The 18401-nt window shown below is 63.6% G+C and carries 15 protein-coding genes and 1 pseudogene; 12 read left to right on the top strand and 4 right to left on the bottom strand.

Annotated features, from left to right (window positions below; translation table 11 throughout):
- The first annotated feature begins 166 nt into the window (after positions 1–166).
- The 6 genes from EN943_RS23380 (at position 167) to EN943_RS23355 (ending at position 8317) form a co-directional block, all read left to right on the top strand.
- Positions 167–1312, top strand: coding sequence for a hypothetical protein (locus EN943_RS23380; protein ID WP_127414813.1), 1146 nt, complete (start codon positions 167–169; stop codon positions 1310–1312).
- A gap of 24 nt (positions 1313–1336) precedes the next feature.
- Positions 1337–3247 (top strand): ATP-binding protein, encoded by a 1911-nt coding sequence (locus tag EN943_RS23375; RefSeq protein WP_127414812.1) that lies wholly within the window; start codon positions 1337–1339, stop codon positions 3245–3247.
- A gap of 55 nt (positions 3248–3302) precedes the next feature.
- Complete coding sequence (locus tag EN943_RS23370; RefSeq protein WP_127414814.1) at positions 3303–3728, top strand: DUF559 domain-containing protein; 426 nt, start codon at positions 3303–3305, stop codon at positions 3726–3728.
- Between the two features lie 67 nt (positions 3729–3795).
- Positions 3796–5094, top strand: coding sequence for a DUF6638 family protein (locus tag EN943_RS23365; RefSeq protein ID WP_127414811.1), 1299 nt, complete (start codon positions 3796–3798; stop codon positions 5092–5094).
- Positions 5095–5199: 105 nt separating this feature from the next.
- Positions 5200–6324: a DUF2333 family protein gene (locus tag EN943_RS23360; RefSeq protein WP_013529949.1), complete on the top strand. Its 1125-nt coding sequence runs from the start codon at positions 5200–5202 to the stop codon at positions 6322–6324.
- A gap of 313 nt (positions 6325–6637) precedes the next feature.
- Positions 6638–8317: a formate--tetrahydrofolate ligase gene (locus EN943_RS23355; RefSeq protein WP_027039434.1), complete on the top strand. Its 1680-nt coding sequence runs from the start codon at positions 6638–6640 to the stop codon at positions 8315–8317.
- Between the two features lie 68 nt (positions 8318–8385).
- Here EN943_RS23355 and EN943_RS23350 read toward each other — a convergent pair whose 3' ends face one another.
- A complete protein-coding gene (locus tag EN943_RS23350; protein ID WP_127414810.1) occupies positions 8386–9030 on the bottom strand; it encodes a cysteine hydrolase family protein in 645 nt (214 codons plus the stop codon).
- A gap of 126 nt (positions 9031–9156) precedes the next feature.
- On the opposite strand from EN943_RS23350, the gene EN943_RS23345 reads away from it, so the two are divergent.
- A complete protein-coding gene (locus EN943_RS23345) occupies positions 9157–10146 on the top strand; it encodes a helix-turn-helix domain-containing protein (RefSeq protein WP_127414809.1) in 990 nt (329 codons plus the stop codon).
- 4 nt (positions 10147–10150) lie between these two features.
- Here EN943_RS23345 and EN943_RS23340 read toward each other — a convergent pair whose 3' ends face one another.
- A complete protein-coding gene (locus EN943_RS23340) occupies positions 10151–10708 on the bottom strand; it encodes a sugar O-acetyltransferase (RefSeq protein ID WP_127414808.1) in 558 nt (185 codons plus the stop codon).
- A 140-nt stretch (positions 10709–10848) separates the two neighbouring features.
- Between EN943_RS23340 and EN943_RS23335 the strand changes: the two genes are divergently transcribed.
- A complete protein-coding gene (locus EN943_RS23335) occupies positions 10849–11310 on the top strand; it encodes a DUF4126 domain-containing protein (RefSeq protein WP_127414807.1) in 462 nt (153 codons plus the stop codon).
- Positions 11307–12683 carry an FAD-containing oxidoreductase gene (locus EN943_RS23330; RefSeq protein WP_127414806.1) on the top strand — a complete coding sequence of 459 codons (1377 nt, stop codon included), beginning with the start codon at positions 11307–11309 and terminating at the stop codon, positions 12681–12683. Before EN943_RS23335 ends, EN943_RS23330 begins: the two co-directional genes overlap by 4 nt.
- A 19-nt stretch (positions 12684–12702) precedes the next feature.
- Here the strand turns inward: EN943_RS23330 and EN943_RS23325 are convergent, their stop codons facing one another.
- Positions 12703–13146 (bottom strand): MarR family transcriptional regulator, encoded by a 444-nt coding sequence (locus tag EN943_RS23325; RefSeq protein ID WP_127414805.1) that lies wholly within the window; start codon positions 13144–13146, stop codon positions 12703–12705.
- Between the two features lie 163 nt (positions 13147–13309).
- Here EN943_RS23325 and EN943_RS23320 point away from each other — a divergent pair, with 163 nt between their 5' ends.
- The 3 genes and pseudogenes from EN943_RS23320 (at position 13310) to EN943_RS23310 (ending at position 18166) form a co-directional block, all read left to right on the top strand.
- A complete protein-coding gene (locus EN943_RS23320) occupies positions 13310–15682 on the top strand; it encodes a membrane-bound PQQ-dependent dehydrogenase, glucose/quinate/shikimate family (RefSeq protein ID WP_127414804.1) in 2373 nt (790 codons plus the stop codon).
- Between the two features lie 170 nt (positions 15683–15852).
- The gene (locus EN943_RS23315; protein ID WP_127414803.1) at positions 15853–17025 is read left to right on the top strand and encodes an MFS transporter; all 1173 of its coding nucleotides are present in this window, start codon (positions 15853–15855) and stop codon (positions 17023–17025) included.
- A gap of 86 nt (positions 17026–17111) precedes the next feature.
- Positions 17112–18166, top strand: a pseudogene (locus EN943_RS23310) (succinylglutamate desuccinylase/aspartoacylase family protein).
- A 1-nt stretch (position 18167) separates the two neighbouring features.
- Here the strand turns inward: EN943_RS23310 and EN943_RS23305 are convergent.
- Positions 18168–18401: isocitrate lyase/phosphoenolpyruvate mutase family protein (locus EN943_RS23305; protein WP_206522794.1), on the bottom strand; the 234-nt coding region annotated here is incomplete at its 5' end.

The following is an 18401-nucleotide window of genomic DNA, read 5'->3' as shown; positions in this document are numbered from 1 at the left end:
CTCGAGATGCACGAAAAGAACAGGGCCCCCCCCGCCGACATCCAGCGCCGAAAGAAGCTGGCCGACGATGCCTTCGCCCGCCGCTTCGACGAGGTGCTGAAGAAGCACAATTCGGCAAACTACGTGCAGTCTTAGGGGTGACAGGACTGCCCGCGAGCGCACAGGCATGACCCCCGAAAACGAAGCGGCGGCACGGTATTTCTCCGCCATCACGGCCGCACTCAACGGCCTTGAAGTGTTCATGCGCGACGATCGCTCGCCGCTCTACCGGCATGGCATCGTCGCCAAGATCGTCGCCGAATACATCGCCCGGCTCGACAAGTCGTTTGCCTGCTGGCGCAATCGACTGGGCTTCATGGACACGTTCCGCATTTCGCGGGCCGAAAGCGGCTTCCCGGTGTTCCAGAACCTGCTTGAACTGGAAAATGACCGACGCCAGGCCGACGCGCGGCTTGCCAACATCCCGCTCGCCGGCGAGTTGCGCGAGGAAATGGCCGACTTCATCCTGCGCCACAAGGAATTCCCCGAGGCGCTGCAGAAGTCGATGGCCGAGCGGCTCTATCTCGAGGACGTGAAAAGCGAGAACACCTTCGGCCCGTTCACGCTGGCGCAGACCGCCAAGGTCTCGGTCAATCCGAAGACGGGGCGGCCCTATTATCTCGTCCATTGGGCGACGTTCGACGGCAGCGCCAACCTGCCTCTGGTCTACATGGTGACGGTGGAGGATTCCTCCGACGCGATGATCCGCCAGCTTGTCGACAGAAACGGCAAGCTGAACGAGACGATCGACATTCCGCTGCCTGTCGACGGCCTGCTCAATCCCGAGCTTGCCCATCGTTTCGACGATTTCACCGAGAAGAACTCCGCCTATACGCTTTCGCCGGCGACCATCGCGGTCAACCTCGACAAGGATTTCGAGCCGCTGCACCCCAAGCAGCTGCGCCGCGTCGTGCTCGGCCCCTTCTATTCGGCCGGGATTACCGACAACAATTCGACGGTGACCGAGGTTCTGGCCAAGGTGCGTAAGCCGGAAAATGCCTGGCTTTTGACCTGGACCATCCAAGAGGTCTATTCCAAAAGCGAGAAACCCGGCCGCAAGGGCCTGTTTTCGAGTGAAAAGACAACGCAGGAATTCTTCATCAACACCGACGATCTGGAAGCCGCGCGTCAGGGCGTGTCGAGCTATGAAAACCATGCGCTGATTCCGCACGAGGCCTATCAGGCGCTCTACGCCGCCGGCGAGGCACAGAAGATTTTTGCCGGCTACAAGGTTCACATCCTGTCCAACGGACAGGTCATCTCAGACGTCTGACCGTCACACCACGGAGCACCCTTCATGGATACCGGCCTGACCACCATCCCGGAAGCCGCCATCGAGAAGCACCGCGCCACCGCGCAGAGCTTCATCACACGCATTGTCGTGCTGGAGGATCCGTCTAGCTCCTCCGGCACCGCGCTTGCCGGCACCAACCGCCGCTTTGTCTCGACCGTCTCGGTCGGCTCCGTGCGTCGCACGCGCGAGGTCGAGCTGGCCAAGACCGTCGGCGCCGTTCATCCCGACGACCAGCTGTTGACCATCCCGCAGCACACGCTGTTGTTTCGCGCCCGGCGTGGCACGGCGATCGCGCTCGCAATATCGGATGTCTTTGCCGAAGGTTCGGATCTCGAAAGTCTGCAGGCCAGGAACACCCGCGCGCCGCTCGAAGGCGACGAGGCGTCCACCTTCAAGAAGCTTCTGTCGGCCTCCGCCTACATCTCCGCCTTCAGCCTCGCCTCCTATCTGTTCCAGCTGATCGACAGCGACGGCGAGGCACCCAACGACATCCCCGAGCCGGACTTCCTGTTCGACACGCCGCAGGATGCGGTGAAGTCGATCCTGGCCGGCCTCGACAAGGCGATCTCGGGATCGTCCGACGATGCCGATCTGATGACCCGGGCGCGTGCCTTCGCCCGCGTCGCCATCGACGGGCTGCTGGCGCGCAAGGGCCGCTTCGACGGTATCGGCCCGTTCGAGAACGCCCATATCCGCATCGATGCCGACGATTTCACCCTTGATGGTTTCGACGTCGCGCCGGGCAAGCGCTCAAAACCGCTGGTGATGACATTCAAGAAGCCGGAAGAGGTCGTCGGCAACCACATCGCCAAATACCAGTCGGTCAAGCTCGCCAAGATGTTGATGGCCTACGATTTCGAGCGTGAGCTGAACCCGTTCGTCGAGCTCGGCGGCTTCCTGTTCACCTTCATCGGCGACGGCGCGCCCGGCACCGGCAAGACGACGCTCATCCAGATGATCGCCGGCCTCGTCAACGGCTATTGCCAGGTCGCCGGCTATCCCTTCGCCTACGAGAATTTCGGCGTCGACCAGATCTCGTCCTACCAGGGCAAATCAGGCCAGAACTGCCGTCAGTTCATCAACAATGTGCTGAACCCGCGCGTCATCGGTTTCGGCACCATCGACGACATCGACCAGGTGGCGGCTCGCCGCTCCGACGACCGCGCCTCGGCCGGCCAGCAGGAAATAACAGGCGTCTTGATGGACGCCTTCGCCGGCGCTGCCACCGTGGTGCGCGGCAACTGCTCGTTCGGCATGTTCTCCAACTACCCCGAAAATGTCGACGACGCGCTGCGCCAGCGCGCCGGCGCCCGCTGGCTGGTCGACGGGCCGCAGAGCCGCGACGACTACATCGATATTTTTGTCCTGCTGGCGGGAAAAAACCACAAGATACCGCTCGGCGACCACGATCTCTACGCCGCGCAGGAAATCCAGCGCGCCGTGACCGAAGCCTATGAGGAGCACGAGAAGCCGCAAGAAGACGGGCTGATGAAGGTCTACGAACGCTACACGAAGGAGAACGGCGCACCGAAATCGATGGCCGATATCGGCACCTACCTGCACCTGATCAAGGATGCCGAGCCCCGCTTCACCGGCCGCGCTATCAAGAACGTCACCGACGCCATCAAGATGCGCGCCATGGACATCGAGCTTCCCGACGACTGGTTCGAGAAGCCGGAAGTCTTCATGCACAAGGGTTATGACGAGAAGAAAGCGATGATCGAGGAACTGCGCGGACCCTTTTCGATGGACATGGTCATGCAGGAGATCAACCGCTATGCCGACTCGGAGTTCCGCTATTCCGACAAGTCCGACGACTCCGCGGTGCAAAAGCTGCTGCGCGACGCCCGCCTGCGCGAACGGGCCGCGCGCGAGATGGAGGAGATGAAGAAGAAGGGGCTATGGAATGCGTGAGCCGGGCACCTCTTCCTTCTCCCCGTTTCACGGGGAGAAGGTGCCCGAAGGGCGGATGAGGGGCAGCGCTGTAAGAGGCAGTAATGAGCCAAAGGTAGCAAGAGCCCGGCAACTTCGGAAAGTCGAGAATGATGCCGAGGAATGGCTGTGGCACGAATTGCGTGGAAGGCGGCTGAACGGCCACAAGTTTATCCGCCAGCTACCAATCGGTCCATATTTCGCAGACTTCGCCTGCCGTGAGGCTAATCTGGTTGTGGAAGTCGATGGAAGTCAGCATGCAAATCGGCCCCACGATCGATACAGGGATGAGACGATGAACAGGAACGGCTGGTCGGTGTTGAGGGTTTGGCACGCTGATGTTTTGACGAGCCGTAAGAGCGTGCTGGATACGATTGTTGCTGCGCTGGATGGTCGACTCGATCGGAAAATGATTGCTGTCGATGTGAAGTTTTTGCCAGCTTCAACGTTGGGGCGAAAATAATGAACGCTTGCGCCGCCCCTCATCCGCCCTTCGGGCACCTTCTCCCCGTAAACGGGGAGAAGGGAAGATGAGCAAGAAACCCGATCTCCTGCGCGACAATGAGCTGATCTATGGCCGTTTGCTCACTGTCGACGAGCCGCATCTGATCCAGCGCTACAACAAGGCGCTGGCCGCATTCGGCTTGAAGCCGACGAAGCTGAAGAGCTTCCAGATCGACCGCACCGGCTTCTCGCCCGAAGTGGCCGAGGAATGCGACGACTATGACTATCTCGATCCCAATGAGGTCAATCGCCGCTTCATCATCCTGACGCCGTCGCAGATCGACCTGCCGGTGGTGCACACCGCCTTCTCCAACACCTCGCAGCTGATGTTCGAGTTCATGTCCAAGAACCAGCGCGCCATCGATGCGCTGACGATCAAGGACGTCATCTACGGCGAGATCGAGGATTCCGTTCCCAAGGTCAACGACATCGAGGATTTGCTGTCGATCAGCCAGGTCGAGTTCAAGGTGCTGTCGGCCGAGGATGTGCTGGGCAAGGCCGCCGAGCTCGGCAAGCTCGTCGACCGGCTGAAGCAGGAGCCCGACGCCTGGCGCGACAGCGCCATGCTGAACCGCATGGTCGAGCTCGCCAAGATCTGCGGCGACATTCGCGAGAACGCGCTGGTGCCCGACCAGGTGATCTTCCGCCACAACGCCTACTGGACCAGCCATTTCGGCGGGCTCTACGTGTTCGTCGACCCGGATGTGACGACGGTGATCAGCGATCCTGCGGCGCCAGGCTTCCGCCGTTCGCGGCCGTGGCAGGTCAGCTATCTCTCCATCAACGACGCCGACAAGGTGTTCAAGTTCCTCGCCACCACCGGCCGCATCGAGCTGCCGCGCGCCTCCTGGGTCGAGGCCTCGGGCTATCTCGAGCACCGTGCCGAGATGGTGGTGCGCGCGCTGATCCGCGACGCCGAGCCGAACCGCAACTTGACCAATGTCGACAAGGTCTGGCTGCAGACCTGGATCCAGAGCCATGCCGACCTGATCACCAGGGACGGCAATTTCCCTTTCCTCAACGCCGCCAAGCGCGAGATCGCCCAGCTCGGCCACCTGAAGATCGAGGAAGTCTTCCCGCAGCAGCGTTTCCTGGTGATCCGCGCCAAGCCTGACCACCCTGACGCCTGGCTGACCAACCGGCTGATCTCGGATTTCGTACCGTCGGACTTCGTCTCGCGCTACATCTTCAACAAGGACGGCTTCTACAAGGACTATGGCGGCTTCAGCGACGCCTGGCGATCGCATGTTGTGGACGTTCTCAAAACCACATATTTGAAGGACAAGGTGGCGTTTCGCACACGCCTCTACGGCCTGACTGACTAGAACGAAATGAACCGTCATTTCGTTCTAACTTGTTGTTTTGGCGCATGATGTTATCCAAAAAGTCTGCAACTTTTTGGCATCACGCTTTGAGGGGGTGACACGGCCATGCTCGATCCGATCGTGAATTTCTTCACCCGCATTTTCCAGTGGATTGGCCGCGGCATCGGCCTATTGATCGGTGTCATCCTGTGGCCGTTCCTGTGGGCCGGGCGCTGGTACACGCAACGCGGCTGGATCCTCAAGGCGGCGGTCGGCCTTGCTCTGCTGGTGCTCATCGGCCTCTATGCCAATTTCTTCTACGCCACCCAGTGGTGGAACAATTTCAACCCGAACTATCCCGACACCTACACATTCGAGAAGCGCAATGTCTCCGCCGGCGAACAGGTCTCCGCCGGCGCCGGCACCGACACCGCCAAGACCTGCGGTAACTCCGGCATTGCCCAGATCGCCGCCGACCTGACCGACTTCAACGTCAACCAGAATGCCTGGATCTCGTCGATGATCCTCTACAAGCTTGGCCTGTTCGGCATCGACTGGGACAACACACCGTGGATGGACAACAAGGCCTCCTTCCAGCGCGGCATCAACCAGGCGGTGCGGCGCACCGCGACCGAACTCGCCGACAATCTCGGCCGCGTCCGCACCACCTCGCAGATCGACAGCGATCTGCAGAATGCCCGCGGCAACCTGCAGTTCGACGAGGAGACCTGGTATTTCGGCCTGAACCCGTTCGGCCCCAAGACGCCGACGCCAAGCTACTATCGCGACGCCGTGCGCATGCTGCGTTCCTTCAACGCTCGCCTTGCCACCTGCCAGGCGACATTCGACGCCCGTGCCGACAATCTGAAACAGTATATCGACCGCATCTCGTCCGACATCGGCTCGACCTCGGCGATCCTCAAGGAACGCGCCGAGAACCACAACAATGGCTGGTTCGACTTCCGCGCCGACGACCGCTACTGGTTCGCCTATGGCCAGCTCTATGGCTATTACGGCCTGATGAAGGGCGCCCAGGCCGACTTCGAGGACGTGATCAAGGAAAAGCATCTGCAGAACCTGTGGGACACGATGGACTCGCAGTTCGTTTCGGCGCTGAAGATCCAGCCTTTCATCATCGCCAATGGCCGCGAGGATGGCTGGCTGTTGCCGACGCATCTGACGACGATGGGCTTCTATGTGCTCAGGGTGCGCTCCAACATGGTCGAAATCAGCAACGTTCTGACGCAGTAGCGCTGTTCCATTAGGGACCAGGCGATGGCGAATTTGCGCCGTCGCCTCTGTCGCATTCCGTGCATTGTGCGGCTGTTTTGAGACGGCGGAACGACGCGTCCTCTGGCTTCTATACGGCGCGGCAACGGAGCCAGGAAGAACCGACGACAGGTCGGCCGGTCCGCAGAGGAATTTTCTCTAGAGGAAACATAGTTGCATACAAGTTGACGCCGCGGCAGCGACAGGGTTAGAACATGCCCGCGCCCGGTTCCAACCTGCTTGCCAGTAAGATCAAACCCGTCCCCTCCATCGTCCAATCCAGAGGAAAGCCGTCATGGCCGAAGTGAAGTCCGACATCGAGATCGCGCGCGGCGCCAAGAAAAAGCAGATCCAGGAGATCGGCCAGAAGATCGGCATCCCGACCGAACACCTGCTGCCCTACGGCCATGACAAGGCCAAGATATCAGCCGAATTCATCAAGTCGGTGAAGGGCAACAAGGACGGCAAGCTGATCCTCGTAACCGCCATCAACCCGACGCCCGCCGGCGAAGGCAAGACCACGACCACGGTTGGTCTCGGCGACGGCCTGAACCGCATCGGCAAGAAGGCGATCGTCTGCATCCGCGAGGCTTCGCTGGGCCCGAACTTCGGCGTCAAGGGCGGTGCAGCCGGCGGCGGCTATGCGCAGGTCGTGCCTATGGAGGACATGAACCTCCACTTCACCGGCGACTTCCACGCCATCACCACCGCGCACAACCTGCTTTCGGCGCTGATTGACAACCACATCTACTGGGGCAATGAACTCGGCATCGACACCCGTCGCGTCGTCTGGCGCCGCGTCATGGACATGAACGACCGCGCGCTGCGCGAGATCATCTGCTCGCTCGGCGGCGTCGCCAACGGCTTCCCGCGCGAGGGCGGCTTCGACATCACCGTCGCCTCGGAAGTCATGGCCATCCTCTGCCTGTCGACCGACCTGAAGGATTTGGAAAAGCGCCTCGGCGACATCATCGTCGCCTATCGCCGCGACAAGTCGCCGGTCTATGCCCGCGACCTCAAGGCCGACGGCGCCATGGCCGTGCTGTTGAAGGACGCCATGCAGCCGAACCTGGTGCAGACGCTGGAGAACAACCCGGCCTTCGTCCATGGCGGCCCGTTCGCCAACATTGCGCATGGCTGCAACTCGGTCGTCGCCACCACGACGGCGCTCAAGCTCGCCGACTACGTCGTCACCGAAGCGGGCTTCGGCGCCGACCTCGGTGCTGAAAAGTTCTTCGACATCAAGTGCCGCAAGGCGGGCCTGAAGCCGGCGGCGGCGGTCATCGTCGCCACCGTGCGCGCCATGAAGATGAATGGCGGCGTCAAGAAGGAAGACCTCGGGAAGGAAAACGTCGAAGCGGTGAAGAAGGGCTGCGCCAATCTCGGCCGCCACATCGAGAACATCAGGCAATTCGGCGTGCCGGCGGTGGTTGCCATCAACCATTTCTACTCCGACACCGACGCCGAGATCCAGGCGATGAAGGACTATGTCGCCTCGATGGGCGAAGAAGCGATCCTGTGCAAGCACTGGGCGCATGGCTCGGCCGGCATCGAGGATCTCGCCAACAAGGTGGTGGCGCTGGCCGAATCCGGCGCCTCGCAGTTCGCGCCGCTCTATCCCGATGCCATGCCGCTGTTCGAGAAGATCAACACCATCGTCCAGCGCATCTATCGCGGCTCGGAAGCGATCGCCGACAAGTCGGTGCGCGACCAGCTTAAGGCCTGGGAAGACGCCGGCTACGGCCACCTGCCGGTTTGCATGGCCAAGACCCAGTACTCCTTCTCGACCGACCCGAACCTGCGCGGTGCGCCGACCGGCCATACCGTGCCGGTGCGCGAGGTCAGGCTTTCGGCCGGTGCCGGCTTCGTCGTCATCATCTGCGGCGAGGTCATGACCATGCCCGGCCTGCCGAGGGCGCCGTCCTCGGAAAAGATCTTCCTCAACGAGGCCGGCCATATCGAAGGCCTGTTCTAAAATCCTTCAATTCCAAACAGAAAGGGCGCCGCAGCGATGCGGCGCCCTTTCTGTTTTTTCGGATAGCCCTAAGCAGCGCTACGCGACAGCGCCCGCTGGTTGGAGCCGAAGATCGTGTCGCGCTCCGGCAGCGCGCCGGTCTGCAGGCACTCGACCCATTCGGCGGTCTTAAGCACGGCAGCGAAGCGCGACTGCAGGATAACAGTCACCACACGGTGGATCTCCTCGGCCGAGGCGTAGCCGGCGCTGTTGGCGTAAGGCACCGAGCCGGTCGCATCCGACAGGAACTCGACGGCAAAGCCCATATGCACGGCGTGGATGATCGTCGACAGGTCGCAATTGTGCGTCATGTAGCCGACCACCGTGATCGTATCGATGGCATTGGCGCGCAGCCAGTCCTCAAGGTCGGTGCCTGTGAAGGCGGAGGGCAGGTTCTTCTCGACATAATGGTCGCGCTCACGCCTGGCGATCTCGGGATGCAGTTCGCCGCCATGGCTTCCCCTGGCGAAGATCGGTGAGGTCTCGGGCGCCATCTGCTTGACGACCACCACCTTGATGCCGGCCGCTGCCGCCGCGTCCATGGCGCGTGCCACATGGACGACGCTGTCGCGGAATGGCGGATGCTGGATGGCCAGATTGCCGCCGTCATAATCGTTCTGCACATCGACGACGATCAGCGCCCGGCGTGGCGTGGTGTTGGCTGGGTCAGACATGGTGTTTTCCTTTCCGGCTTGAATGCGATGGCCGAAACTAGGCGGGTCGCCGGCCCGTTAAAAGTGGCCCGATTGACATCATGCGAAAGAATTGGGACAATCCGTATTCAACTGCCGGAAGCACCCATGACCAACCCGATTATTGCCGTCCTCGCCTTCGACGGCATCAGCCCGTTCCATCTTTCCGTGCCGTGCCTGGTCTTCGGCGAGGACAGGACGGCGCTTGGCCTGCCGCGCTTCGACTTCCGCATCTGCGCGGTCAAGGCCGGCCCGATCCACACCGAAGCCGGGCTGACCATTGCCGCGCCGCATGGGCTCGAAGGGCTCGACGGCGCCGGTATCGTCATCATCCCGAGCTGGCATCATCTGGGCGAACCGGTGTCGCCGCTGCTGATGGAAGCGCTGCGCCGGGCGCACCAACGCGGCGCCTTGATTGTCGGCCTGTGCCTCGGCACCTTCGCCATTGCCGCGGCCGGGCTGCTTTCGGGCCGACGTGCCGCGACCCACTGGGCCTATTGCGAACAATTACAAACACTCCATCCCGACATCGCTGTCGATGCCGCGGTGCTCTATGTCGACAATGGCGATGTCGTCACCTCGGCCGGCGTCGCCGCCGGCCTCGACTGCTGTCTCCACATCGTGCGCGCCCGCTATGGCGCGGAAGCAGCACTCCGGCTCGCCCGCCAGATCGTGCTTTCTCCGCATCGGCAAGGCGGGCAGGCGCAATTCATCGAGCATTCCATGGCAAGAAGCGCCGATGCTGACCGTTTCACCCAGGCCCTGGACTCGGTTCGCGCTACGCTTGGCAAGACGCATAGCCTCGACAGCGTCGCCGAGGCCGCCGGCCTGACCCGCCGCACCTTTACCCGTCGCTTTCAGAAATCGATCGGCGCCAGCTTTGGCGACTGGCTGACCAGCCAGCGGATCGAACTGGCGCAGCGTTTGCTGGAAGCGACGGAGAAATCCATGGACATGGTGGCCTTCGAAGCCGGCTTCGGCAGCGCCACCTCGCTGCGCCAGCATTTTTCGGCAAGGCTCAGGACATCGCCGGCGCAATACCGGCGCGAGTTCTCCAGGCGGGCTGATCGGGACGAACGCGTGGAGCTGTCGTCCTGATCGTTCAAACCCGCTTGACCGGCCGCGCCGGATTACCGACCACCGTGGCGTTCGCAGCCACGTCGCGCGTCACCACCGCGCCGGCGCCGACAATGGCGCCCTCACCGATGCTGACGCCGCCAAGGATGATCGCGCTGCCGCCGATCCAGGCATTGGCGCCGATCTCGACCGTTCGGGCGATCTCCAGTCCGGCCTGCCGCCCACTGGCCTCCTTGTGGTGCTCGGCGCAGTAGATCTGCACATTCGGGCCGAGCAGCGTTGCCTTGCCGATGCGCACGCTCGCCGTGTCGAGGATGGTGCAGCCGGCATTGAGAAACACGCTGTCGCCGAGAAAGATGTTGAAGCCATAGGCGCAGTGGAACGGCGCCTCGATACGGGCGCCCTCGCCGGCTCTTCCTAGCAGTGCCTTCAGACCCGGTCCAAGATTGCCGCGTTGCCGCGGCGGCAGCGAGTTGTGCTCGAACACCGCATCGCGCGCTATCACCCGCAAGGACTCCAGTTCGTCATCGAGGCAGGTGTACCATTCGCCGGCCACCATCTTCACGCGCTCGCTTTCGGCCATGACGCGTCTCCAGTTCACGTCCTTGCAAAGCACAGGTGCAGCCGACAGAAAAGCGCCGTTGCCAGTACTGGTCAAATATTGGACCTATGGTAGCCTGTGACTCAAGGCCGTCCTGGCCCGGTGATCGAGGGGGATCGACCATGCTCTACATTCTCGCACTTCTGATCGGCGTCATTGCCGGTCTTCGCGCCATGACCGCGCCGGCCGCCGTTGCCTGGGGCGCTTATCTCGGCTGGCTGCCTGTTGCCGGCACCTGGGCGAGCTTCATGAGCCATTGGGCGGCTGTCGGCATCTTCACCATCCTGGCCATTGTCGAGCTGGTCACCGACCAGTTGCCGTCGACTCCGAGCCGCAAGGTACCGCAGCAATTCGGCGCTCGTATTGTCATGGGTGCTTTCACCGGCGCGGTGATCGGCGCCACCGGTGGCGCCACCATCGGCGGCCTGATCGCCGGCGCCATCGGCGCTGTCATCGGCACACTGGGCGGCGCCGAAGCACGCGGCCGGCTGGCGGCAAGCTTCGGCAAGGATCCGCCCGCCGCCTTCATCGAGGACGCGGTGGCGATCATCGGCGGCTTGCTGATCGTGGCGGCGGTGGCATGACGGTAAAAGCCTTCGACGCCATCATCATCGGCGCCGGCCAGGCGGGATCGCCATTGGCCGGACGGCTGACGGCCGCCGGCATGAGCGTCGCGCTGATCGAGCGCAAGCTGGTCGGCGGCACCTGCGTCAACACCGGCTGCATGCCGACCAAGACCATGGTCGCCAGCGCCTACGCCGCGCATCTTGCGCGCCGCGCCGCCGACTATGGCGTGACGTTCTCCGGGCCGGTCGGGGTCGATTACAAGGTGATCAAGGCGCGCAAGGACAAGGTCGCCAACGACGCTCGCGGCAATCTGGAAACCTGGATTGCCGGCATGAAGGGCTGCACCCTTTATCGCGGCCATGCGCGTTTCGAATCCGCCAGCACGGTGCGCGTCGGCGATGATCTTTTGACCGCCGACAAGATCTTCCTCAACACCGGCGGCCGCGCCTCGGTGCCCGATCTGCCCGGCATCCACGACATCGACTATTTGACCAACTCGTCGATGATGGATCTCGACGTGCTGCCGCGCCATCTCATCGTCGTCGGCGGCAGCTACATCTCGCTCGAATTCGCGCAGATGTTCCGCCGCTTCGGCGCGGAAGTCACCGTCATCGAGAAGAGCCCGCGCCTGACCGGCCGCGAGGACGAGGACGTCTCCGCCGCCATCCTGTCGATCCTCGAAAACGAAGACATCGCGGTCCACGTCGGCGCCGACGACATCGCCTTCGCCAGACAGGATGACGACATCGCCGTGACCTTCTCCGCCGGCAAGCCACCGGCGGTCGGCTCGCACGTGCTGCTGGCGCTGGGGCGCACACCCAACACCGACGATCTCGGCCTGGAAAGGGCCGGCGTCGAGATCGACAAGCGCGGTTTTGTCACCGTCGACGACCAGTTGCGCACCAGCGTGCCCGGCATCTGGGCGATGGGCGACTGCAACGGCAGGGGCGCCTTCACCCACACCTCCTACAACGACTACGAGATCGTCGCCGCCAACCTGCTGGACAACGATCCGCGCAAGGTCAGTGATCGCATCGAAGCCTATGCGCTCTACATCGACCCGCCGCTCGGCCGCTGCGGCATGACCGAGGCCGCGGTTAAGAAATCCGGCCGTCGCGCGCTGGTCGGCCAGCGGCCGATGACCCGCGTCGGCCGCGCTATCGAAAAGGGCGAGACGCAGGGTTTCATGAAGATCCTGGTCGATGCCGACACCAGGGAGATCCTCGGCTGCTCGGTGCTCGGCCCCGGCGGCGACGAGGCTATCCATTGCGTGCTCGACCTGATGTACGCCAAGGCGCCCGTCGACACGCTGGCGCGTGCCGTCCACATCCACCCGAATGTCTCGGAACTGCTGCCCACCATTGCCCAGGAATTGAAGCCGCTGGCCTGAGACCCGGCTTCCGGCCCGATCAACCGAGCCCGGTCAATTTCGTCTCCAGCCGGCTCAGCAAAAGCACGGCCCCCTTCAATTCGCTCTCGCCAACGTCCTTGAGCAGATCGGCCCGCAGCACCGACAGCAGGCGCTCGATCTCAGTCACCCGCCTTCTGCCGGCATCGGTCAGCGACAGGATTTTTGCCCGCCTGTCGATGGCGTCCTCGGCGCGCGTCACCAGCCCTTCCTCGACCAGCAGATCGACGATGCGGACCAGCGACGGTCCCTCGAAGCCGAGATGATCGGCAAGCACGCCCTGGCGCAGATTGTCGCCGAGCCGTGACAGCATCACCAGCGGCATGGCGGTGGCATGCGACAGACCGCAATCGTTGAGCGCCTTGTCGGCCGCGCGCCGCCATAGCCTAGCGACTGATATAACGAGTTGGCCAAACCTGGCACGATCCGGGTGTTGCTTGGGCATGACGGAAAAGATAACATGCTATCTATTAGGATGCGATAAATCATTTTTCCCTGGCGAAGCCCCCGTCGCCGAACCGGAAGCCGGCCTCCATTGATCGCCTACGGCCTTTTCTTGGCCGCCGCGACCGCGAGACCTCGCCATCCCGGCAAGCGTGAGGATCGACATGTCAGACCAAGATACCAACACATCCGGCGGCGTCTGGCTGCTCGTCCTTTTCGGCCTCGTGCTGATGATTATCGGCCTGCCGCTGCTCTATGGCGGCGTTCAGCTCATCGGCCTCGGGGGCTCCTGGTACTACGCGCTGGCTGGTGCCGGCATCATCGTCTCCGGCTTTCTCTTCGCCTTGCGCCGGCGGGCAGGCTTCTGGCTCTACATCCTCGTCTTCCTCGCCACGGTCGCCTGGGCGTTCTGGGAAGCCGGGCTGAATTTCTGGCCGCTGGTGCCGCGGCTGGTGGCACCAGCCGTGCTGGCCGTGGTCGCCCTTCTGCTGGCGCCGCTGTTCCCGTCATCGGGCAGTGGCAAGCGCAGCCCCTTCGCCCTTGCCGGCGTTCTCGTGCTCGGCCTGATCGCCACCGCCGCCTATGCCTTCCAGCCGCATGGCGTGATCCGCAACACGGTCGCCGCCACTGAAGCGCCGACGCCGGCCGCGTCAGCCTCCAGCACCGACTGGCGCCACTATGGCCGCACGCCGGCCGGCACGCGCTATGCGCCGATCGACCAGATCACCAGGGACAATGTCAAGGATTTGAAGGTCGCCTGGACCTTCCGCACCGGCGATGTCCCGGTCAAGGGCGCCGAGGACCAGAACACGCCGCTGCAGGTCGGCGACACGGTCTACACCTGCTCTTCGAAAAATGTCATCAACGCGCTCAACGCCGAGACCGGCGAGCCGCGCTGGAAGTTCGACCCGAAAGCCTCGGCGCCGCTGTGGCAGCGCTGCCGTGGCGTCAGCTACTATGAGCCCACGGGCGACGCCGCCGCGCCAGCGGCTGGTGTCAACGCGGCTGCCTGCGCCGGGCGCATCGTCATGACCACCATCGACGCGCGGCTGATCGAGATCGACGCCAAGACCGGCCAGCCCTGCCCGGATTTCGGCCAGGGCGGCACCGTCGACCTCAAGCAAGGCATGGGCGAGGTCAAGCCCGGCTTCTATTTCCAGACCTCGGCTCCGACCGTCATGCGCGATCTCATCATGATCGGCGGCTGGGTCTGGGACAATGTCGAGACCGGCGAGCCTTCCGGCGCCGTTCGTGCGTTCAGCGCCAAGACAGGCGAGTTGATGTGGGCATGGGATCTCGGCAATCCCGATATCACCAAGCTGCCGCCCGAAGGCCAGAGCTACACGCGCGGCACGCCCAACGTCTGGTCGACGCCGAGCTATGACGATGCGCTCGGTCTCGTCTATCTGCCGACCGGCAACGCCACGCCCGACTTCTTCGGCGCCGAACGCAGCAAGGCGGCGGAAGACTACACCGCTTCGGTCGTCGCGCTCGATATCGCCACCGGCCGCGAGCGCTGGAAGTTCCAGACCGTGCATCACGACCTCTGGGACTATGACCTTCCCTCGCAGCCGGCGCTTTATGATGTGCCGGACGGTAAGGGCGGCAAGGTGCCGGCGCTGATCCAGGTGACCAAGCGCGGCCAGATCTTCATGCTCGACCGCCGCGACGGCAAGCCGATCGCCGAGGTGCAGGAAAAGCCGGTGCCGCAGGACGGCGGCGCCAAGGAGGACTTCCTGTCGCCGACCCAGCCCTATTCGGTCGGCATGCCTTCGATCGGCGACAAGCCGTTCACCGAGGCAAGCATGTGGGGTGCCACCCCGCTCGACCAGCTCTTTTGCCGTATCGGCTTCAAGAAGCTGCGCTACGAGGGCGAATTCACGCCTCCCGGCCTGACGCGCTCGCTGCAATTTCCCGGCTATTATGGCGGCATGAACTGGGGCAGCGCCTCGATCGACGAGGCCAATGGCTACCTGATCGTCAACGACATCCGCATGCCGCAATTCGTTGTCCTGCTGCCGCGCGCCGAGGCCGACAATTACGGTCCGTCGGCAGCGCATGATGGTCTCGGCACCCAGCTCGGCACGCCCTATGGTGCGCTCAAGAACGGCTTCATGTCGCCCTTGGGCGTGCCTTGCCATCAGCCGCCCTATGGCACGATCAGCGCCATCGACCTGAAGTCACGCCAGCTCGTCTGGCAGGTTCCGGCCGGCACGCTGCAGGATACAGGCCCACTTGGCATGAAGACCGGCCTGCAGATCCCGGTCGGCATGCCGTCGCTCGGCGGTCCGGTAACGACGGCGGGCGGTCTCGTCTTCTATGCCGGCACGCAGGACTATTATCTGCGCGCCATCGACGTTGCCACCGGCGAGGAGCTGTGGAAGGGCCGCCTGCCGGTCGGCGCGCAGGCGACACCAATCACCTACACCTCGCCCGAAAGCGGCCGTCAGTTCGTCGTCGTCTCGGCCGGAGGGGCGCGCCAGTCACCCGATCGCGGCGACTACATCGTCGCTTATGCCTTGCCGAGGGCGCCATGATCCCGGAATTGCTGTTCTACCTCCACGATGATCCGCAGAACGGGGCGCTCGAGTGCTCCGTTTTCGATTGCTCTTCGCTTTCTGCATTGCTGCGTTGCAGCAATGTGTGTTGCGCGCGGGATGGCTCCTCGCGCAGTCTGGAAATTGAACCGATTCAGTCTGGACGCCCCATGCCCTTGCCGATCCTTGCGCTTGCCATTGCGTCCTTCTGCATCGGCACCACCGAATTCGTCATCATGGGCTTGCTGCCCGAAGTCGCCGCCGACCTCGGCGTATCGATCCCTTCTGCCGGCCTGCTGGTTACCGGATATGCCCTGGGCGTCGTCTTTGGCGCCCCGATTGTCGCCATGGCCACCGCGCATTTGCCGCGTAAGCCCGTGCTGGTCGGGCTGGCCGTCCTGTTCGTCGTCGGCAATCTGTTTTGCGCCATCTCGCCCAACTACTGGACGCTGATGGCCGCGCGCGTCTTCACCGCTTTCGGCCACGGCGCTTTCTTCGGCATCGGATCGGTCGTTGCCGCCAGCCTGGTGCCGCGCAACAAACGCGCCAGCGCCATCGCGCTGATGTTCGCCGGGCTGACACTGTCCAACATCCTGGGTGTTCCTGCCGGAACCGCGCTTGGCGAAGCGTTCGGCTGGCGCTCCACCTTCGTTGCCGTGGTCGGTATCGGCCTGATCTCGGTCGCAGCGATCGCCTGGTTGGTGCCGTCCGGTGTCGCCGAGCCAAGCGGTGGCGGCCTGCGCGGCGAGCTGCGCGTGCTGGGCAAGCTGCAGGTCTGGCTGGCCATGCTGATCGCGGCGCTGACCTCCGCAAGCCTGTTCACCGTCTTCACCTACATCAAACCCTACCTCACCGAGGTATCGGGCTTGTCGACCTCGGCAGTCACCTGGGTTCTGCTGCTGTTCGGCGCGGGCATGACCATCGGCAACATTATCGGCGGCAGATTGGCCGACTGGAAACTGATGCCGACAGTGATCGGCACCCTGCTGCTGATGGCCCTGCTTTTCGTTGGCTTCAGGCAGTTCGGCGCAACCGCCAGCGTTGCCGTCGGCATCGTCTTCCTGTGGGGCCTGCTCATCTTCGTCGTCGTGCCGCCGCTGCAGATCCGGGTCGTCGAGGCGGCCTCCGAGGGACCCAACCTCGCCGCCACGCTGAACCAGGGCGCCTTCAATGTCGGCAATGCCAGCGGCGCCTGGATCGGCGGCGTGGCCCTGTCCGCCGGTGTTTCCTATGCCAATCTGCCGCTGGTCGGCGCAGCACTCGCCCTTTTGGCGGTCACAGTCGCTGTGCTGTCGCAGGCGCTGGACCGGCGCGCGCCGGTCATCCCGCTTCCGGCCGTATAGTCTCTTGCGCCCATAGCGCGGCAGGCTGGACCAATCGACATCGGCGCCTTCAAATCGCATGTCTCTCGCTCTTGAGGGAGGAAGTCATGCAGAAATCGATCGAACGCATCGCCGGCGAAAGCGAAGGGGTTTCCTACGAATTCCCGCTGTTCCGCTTCACTGGTTCCGACAAGGCTGCTCCTTCGGCCTATCTGCAGGCGGCACTCCATGCCGGCGAGTTGCCGGGCGTCGTCGCCATCGACGCGCTGATGCCGATGCTTGCCAGGGCGGAGGCCGAAGGCCGCATCAAGGGCAACCTCACCATCGTGCCCTGGGCCAACCCGATCGGCCGGGCGCAATATCATTTCGGCGAGCATCAGGGCCGCTTCCATCTGGGCACGCGTACCAATTTCAACCGCGGCTTTCCGCTGCTCGCCGCGCCCGACACAGCGCTCTTGCCCGACACCACCCTTGGCAGCGTCGACCAGCGGCTGAAGACGCGGCTGGTGCAGCTGTCGCTCGGCCATGACATCGTGCTCGACTGCACTGCGATGACGAGGGCCTCGCCTATCTCTACGTCCACACCAGCCTGTGGCCTGCCATGGCCGATTGCGCCGCCGCCATGGGCGTCGATGCGGTCGTGCTGTGGAGCGAAGACACCGACGGCACCTTCGAAGGCGCCTCGATCATGCCCTACCAGAATGTTCCCGCCAATGTGGCCAAGCTCGACCGTCGCGTCGCCACCACCGTCGAATATCGCGGCATCCTCGATGTCGACGGTGCCTTGGCCGCCTCTGACGCCGACGGGCTCTACCGGCTGTTGGTGGCACGCGGCGTGATCGCGGACAGCGCCCTGCCCGCGCCGGGTCCCTTCACCGGCTTCGTAGCCCCATTGGAAAACATCGACATGATGCCGGCGCCACGGGCGGGTGCCGTGCTCTACGACGTGAAGCCGGGCGACCGTGTCGCCAAGGGCGCGCGCCTCGCCACCATCATCCATGCGCCGGGCGAAACCGACGGCCGCACCGAAGTGTTCGCGCCGCAGGACGGCATCATCCTGACCCGCCGCTCGCGCCGCATCATCCGCGCCGGCGAGGATCTTCTGAAGCTGGTCGGCGACAGGAAGAGCGCCGACGCCCGGTCGGGAACGCTGGAGGACTGATCTAACCCGAAATAGCCAGTCGCGCCTTCGCCTCCAGCCATTCCGCCATCTGCCGGTAAGGCACCGGGCCGTGGCTGATGCGGGCGACGCCGAGTTCGGCCAGCCGCTGGCGCGGCGGCACGTGCCCCAGCGCAATGATGTTGACCGGCAACGCGATTGCCTTGCAGAGCGTCTCGATCAGGCCCTCATCGCCAAGACCCGGCGCAAAGAAGCCGTGTGCACCGGCTTTTTCGAA

Source organism: Mesorhizobium sp. M7A.F.Ca.US.006.01.1.1, assembly GCF_003997935.1.
Classification (GTDB): domain Bacteria; phylum Pseudomonadota; class Alphaproteobacteria; order Rhizobiales; family Rhizobiaceae; genus Mesorhizobium.
Note: the sequence above shows the minus strand (reverse complement) of the source record. Positions and strands in the feature narration are given on the sequence as shown.

What these genes read in the sequence shown, in the direction of transcription:
- EN943_RS23370 (WP_127414814.1), top strand. Translation starts at nt 3,303, where the DNA reads ATGAGGGGCAGCGCTGTAAGAGGCAGTAATGAGCCAAAGGTAGCAAGA.
- EN943_RS23320 (WP_127414804.1), top strand. Translation starts at nt 13,310, where the DNA reads ATGTCAGACCAAGATACCAACACATCCGGCGGCGTCTGGCTGCTCGTC.
- EN943_RS23315 (WP_127414803.1), top strand. Translation starts at nt 15,853, where the DNA reads ATGCCCTTGCCGATCCTTGCGCTTGCCATTGCGTCCTTCTGCATCGGC.
- EN943_RS23375 (WP_127414812.1), top strand. Translation starts at nt 1,337, where the DNA reads ATGGATACCGGCCTGACCACCATCCCGGAAGCCGCCATCGAGAAGCAC.
- EN943_RS23345 (WP_127414809.1), top strand. Translation starts at nt 9,157, where the DNA reads ATGACCAACCCGATTATTGCCGTCCTCGCCTTCGACGGCATCAGCCCG.
- EN943_RS23380 (WP_127414813.1), top strand. Translation starts at nt 167, where the DNA reads ATGACCCCCGAAAACGAAGCGGCGGCACGGTATTTCTCCGCCATCACG.
- EN943_RS23325 (WP_127414805.1), bottom strand. Translation starts at nt 13,146, where the DNA reads ATGCCCAAGCAACACCCGGATCGTGCCAGGTTTGGCCAACTCGTTATA.
- EN943_RS23360 (WP_013529949.1), top strand. Translation starts at nt 5,200, where the DNA reads ATGCTCGATCCGATCGTGAATTTCTTCACCCGCATTTTCCAGTGGATT.
- EN943_RS23340 (WP_127414808.1), bottom strand. Translation starts at nt 10,708, where the DNA reads ATGGCCGAAAGCGAGCGCGTGAAGATGGTGGCCGGCGAATGGTACACC.
- EN943_RS23350 (WP_127414810.1), bottom strand. Translation starts at nt 9,030, where the DNA reads ATGTCTGACCCAGCCAACACCACGCCACGCCGGGCGCTGATCGTCGTC.
- EN943_RS23365 (WP_127414811.1), top strand. Translation starts at nt 3,796, where the DNA reads ATGAGCAAGAAACCCGATCTCCTGCGCGACAATGAGCTGATCTATGGC.
- EN943_RS23355 (WP_027039434.1), top strand. Translation starts at nt 6,638, where the DNA reads ATGGCCGAAGTGAAGTCCGACATCGAGATCGCGCGCGGCGCCAAGAAA.
- EN943_RS23335 (WP_127414807.1), top strand. Translation starts at nt 10,849, where the DNA reads ATGCTCTACATTCTCGCACTTCTGATCGGCGTCATTGCCGGTCTTCGC.
- EN943_RS23330 (WP_127414806.1), top strand. Translation starts at nt 11,307, where the DNA reads ATGACGGTAAAAGCCTTCGACGCCATCATCATCGGCGCCGGCCAGGCG.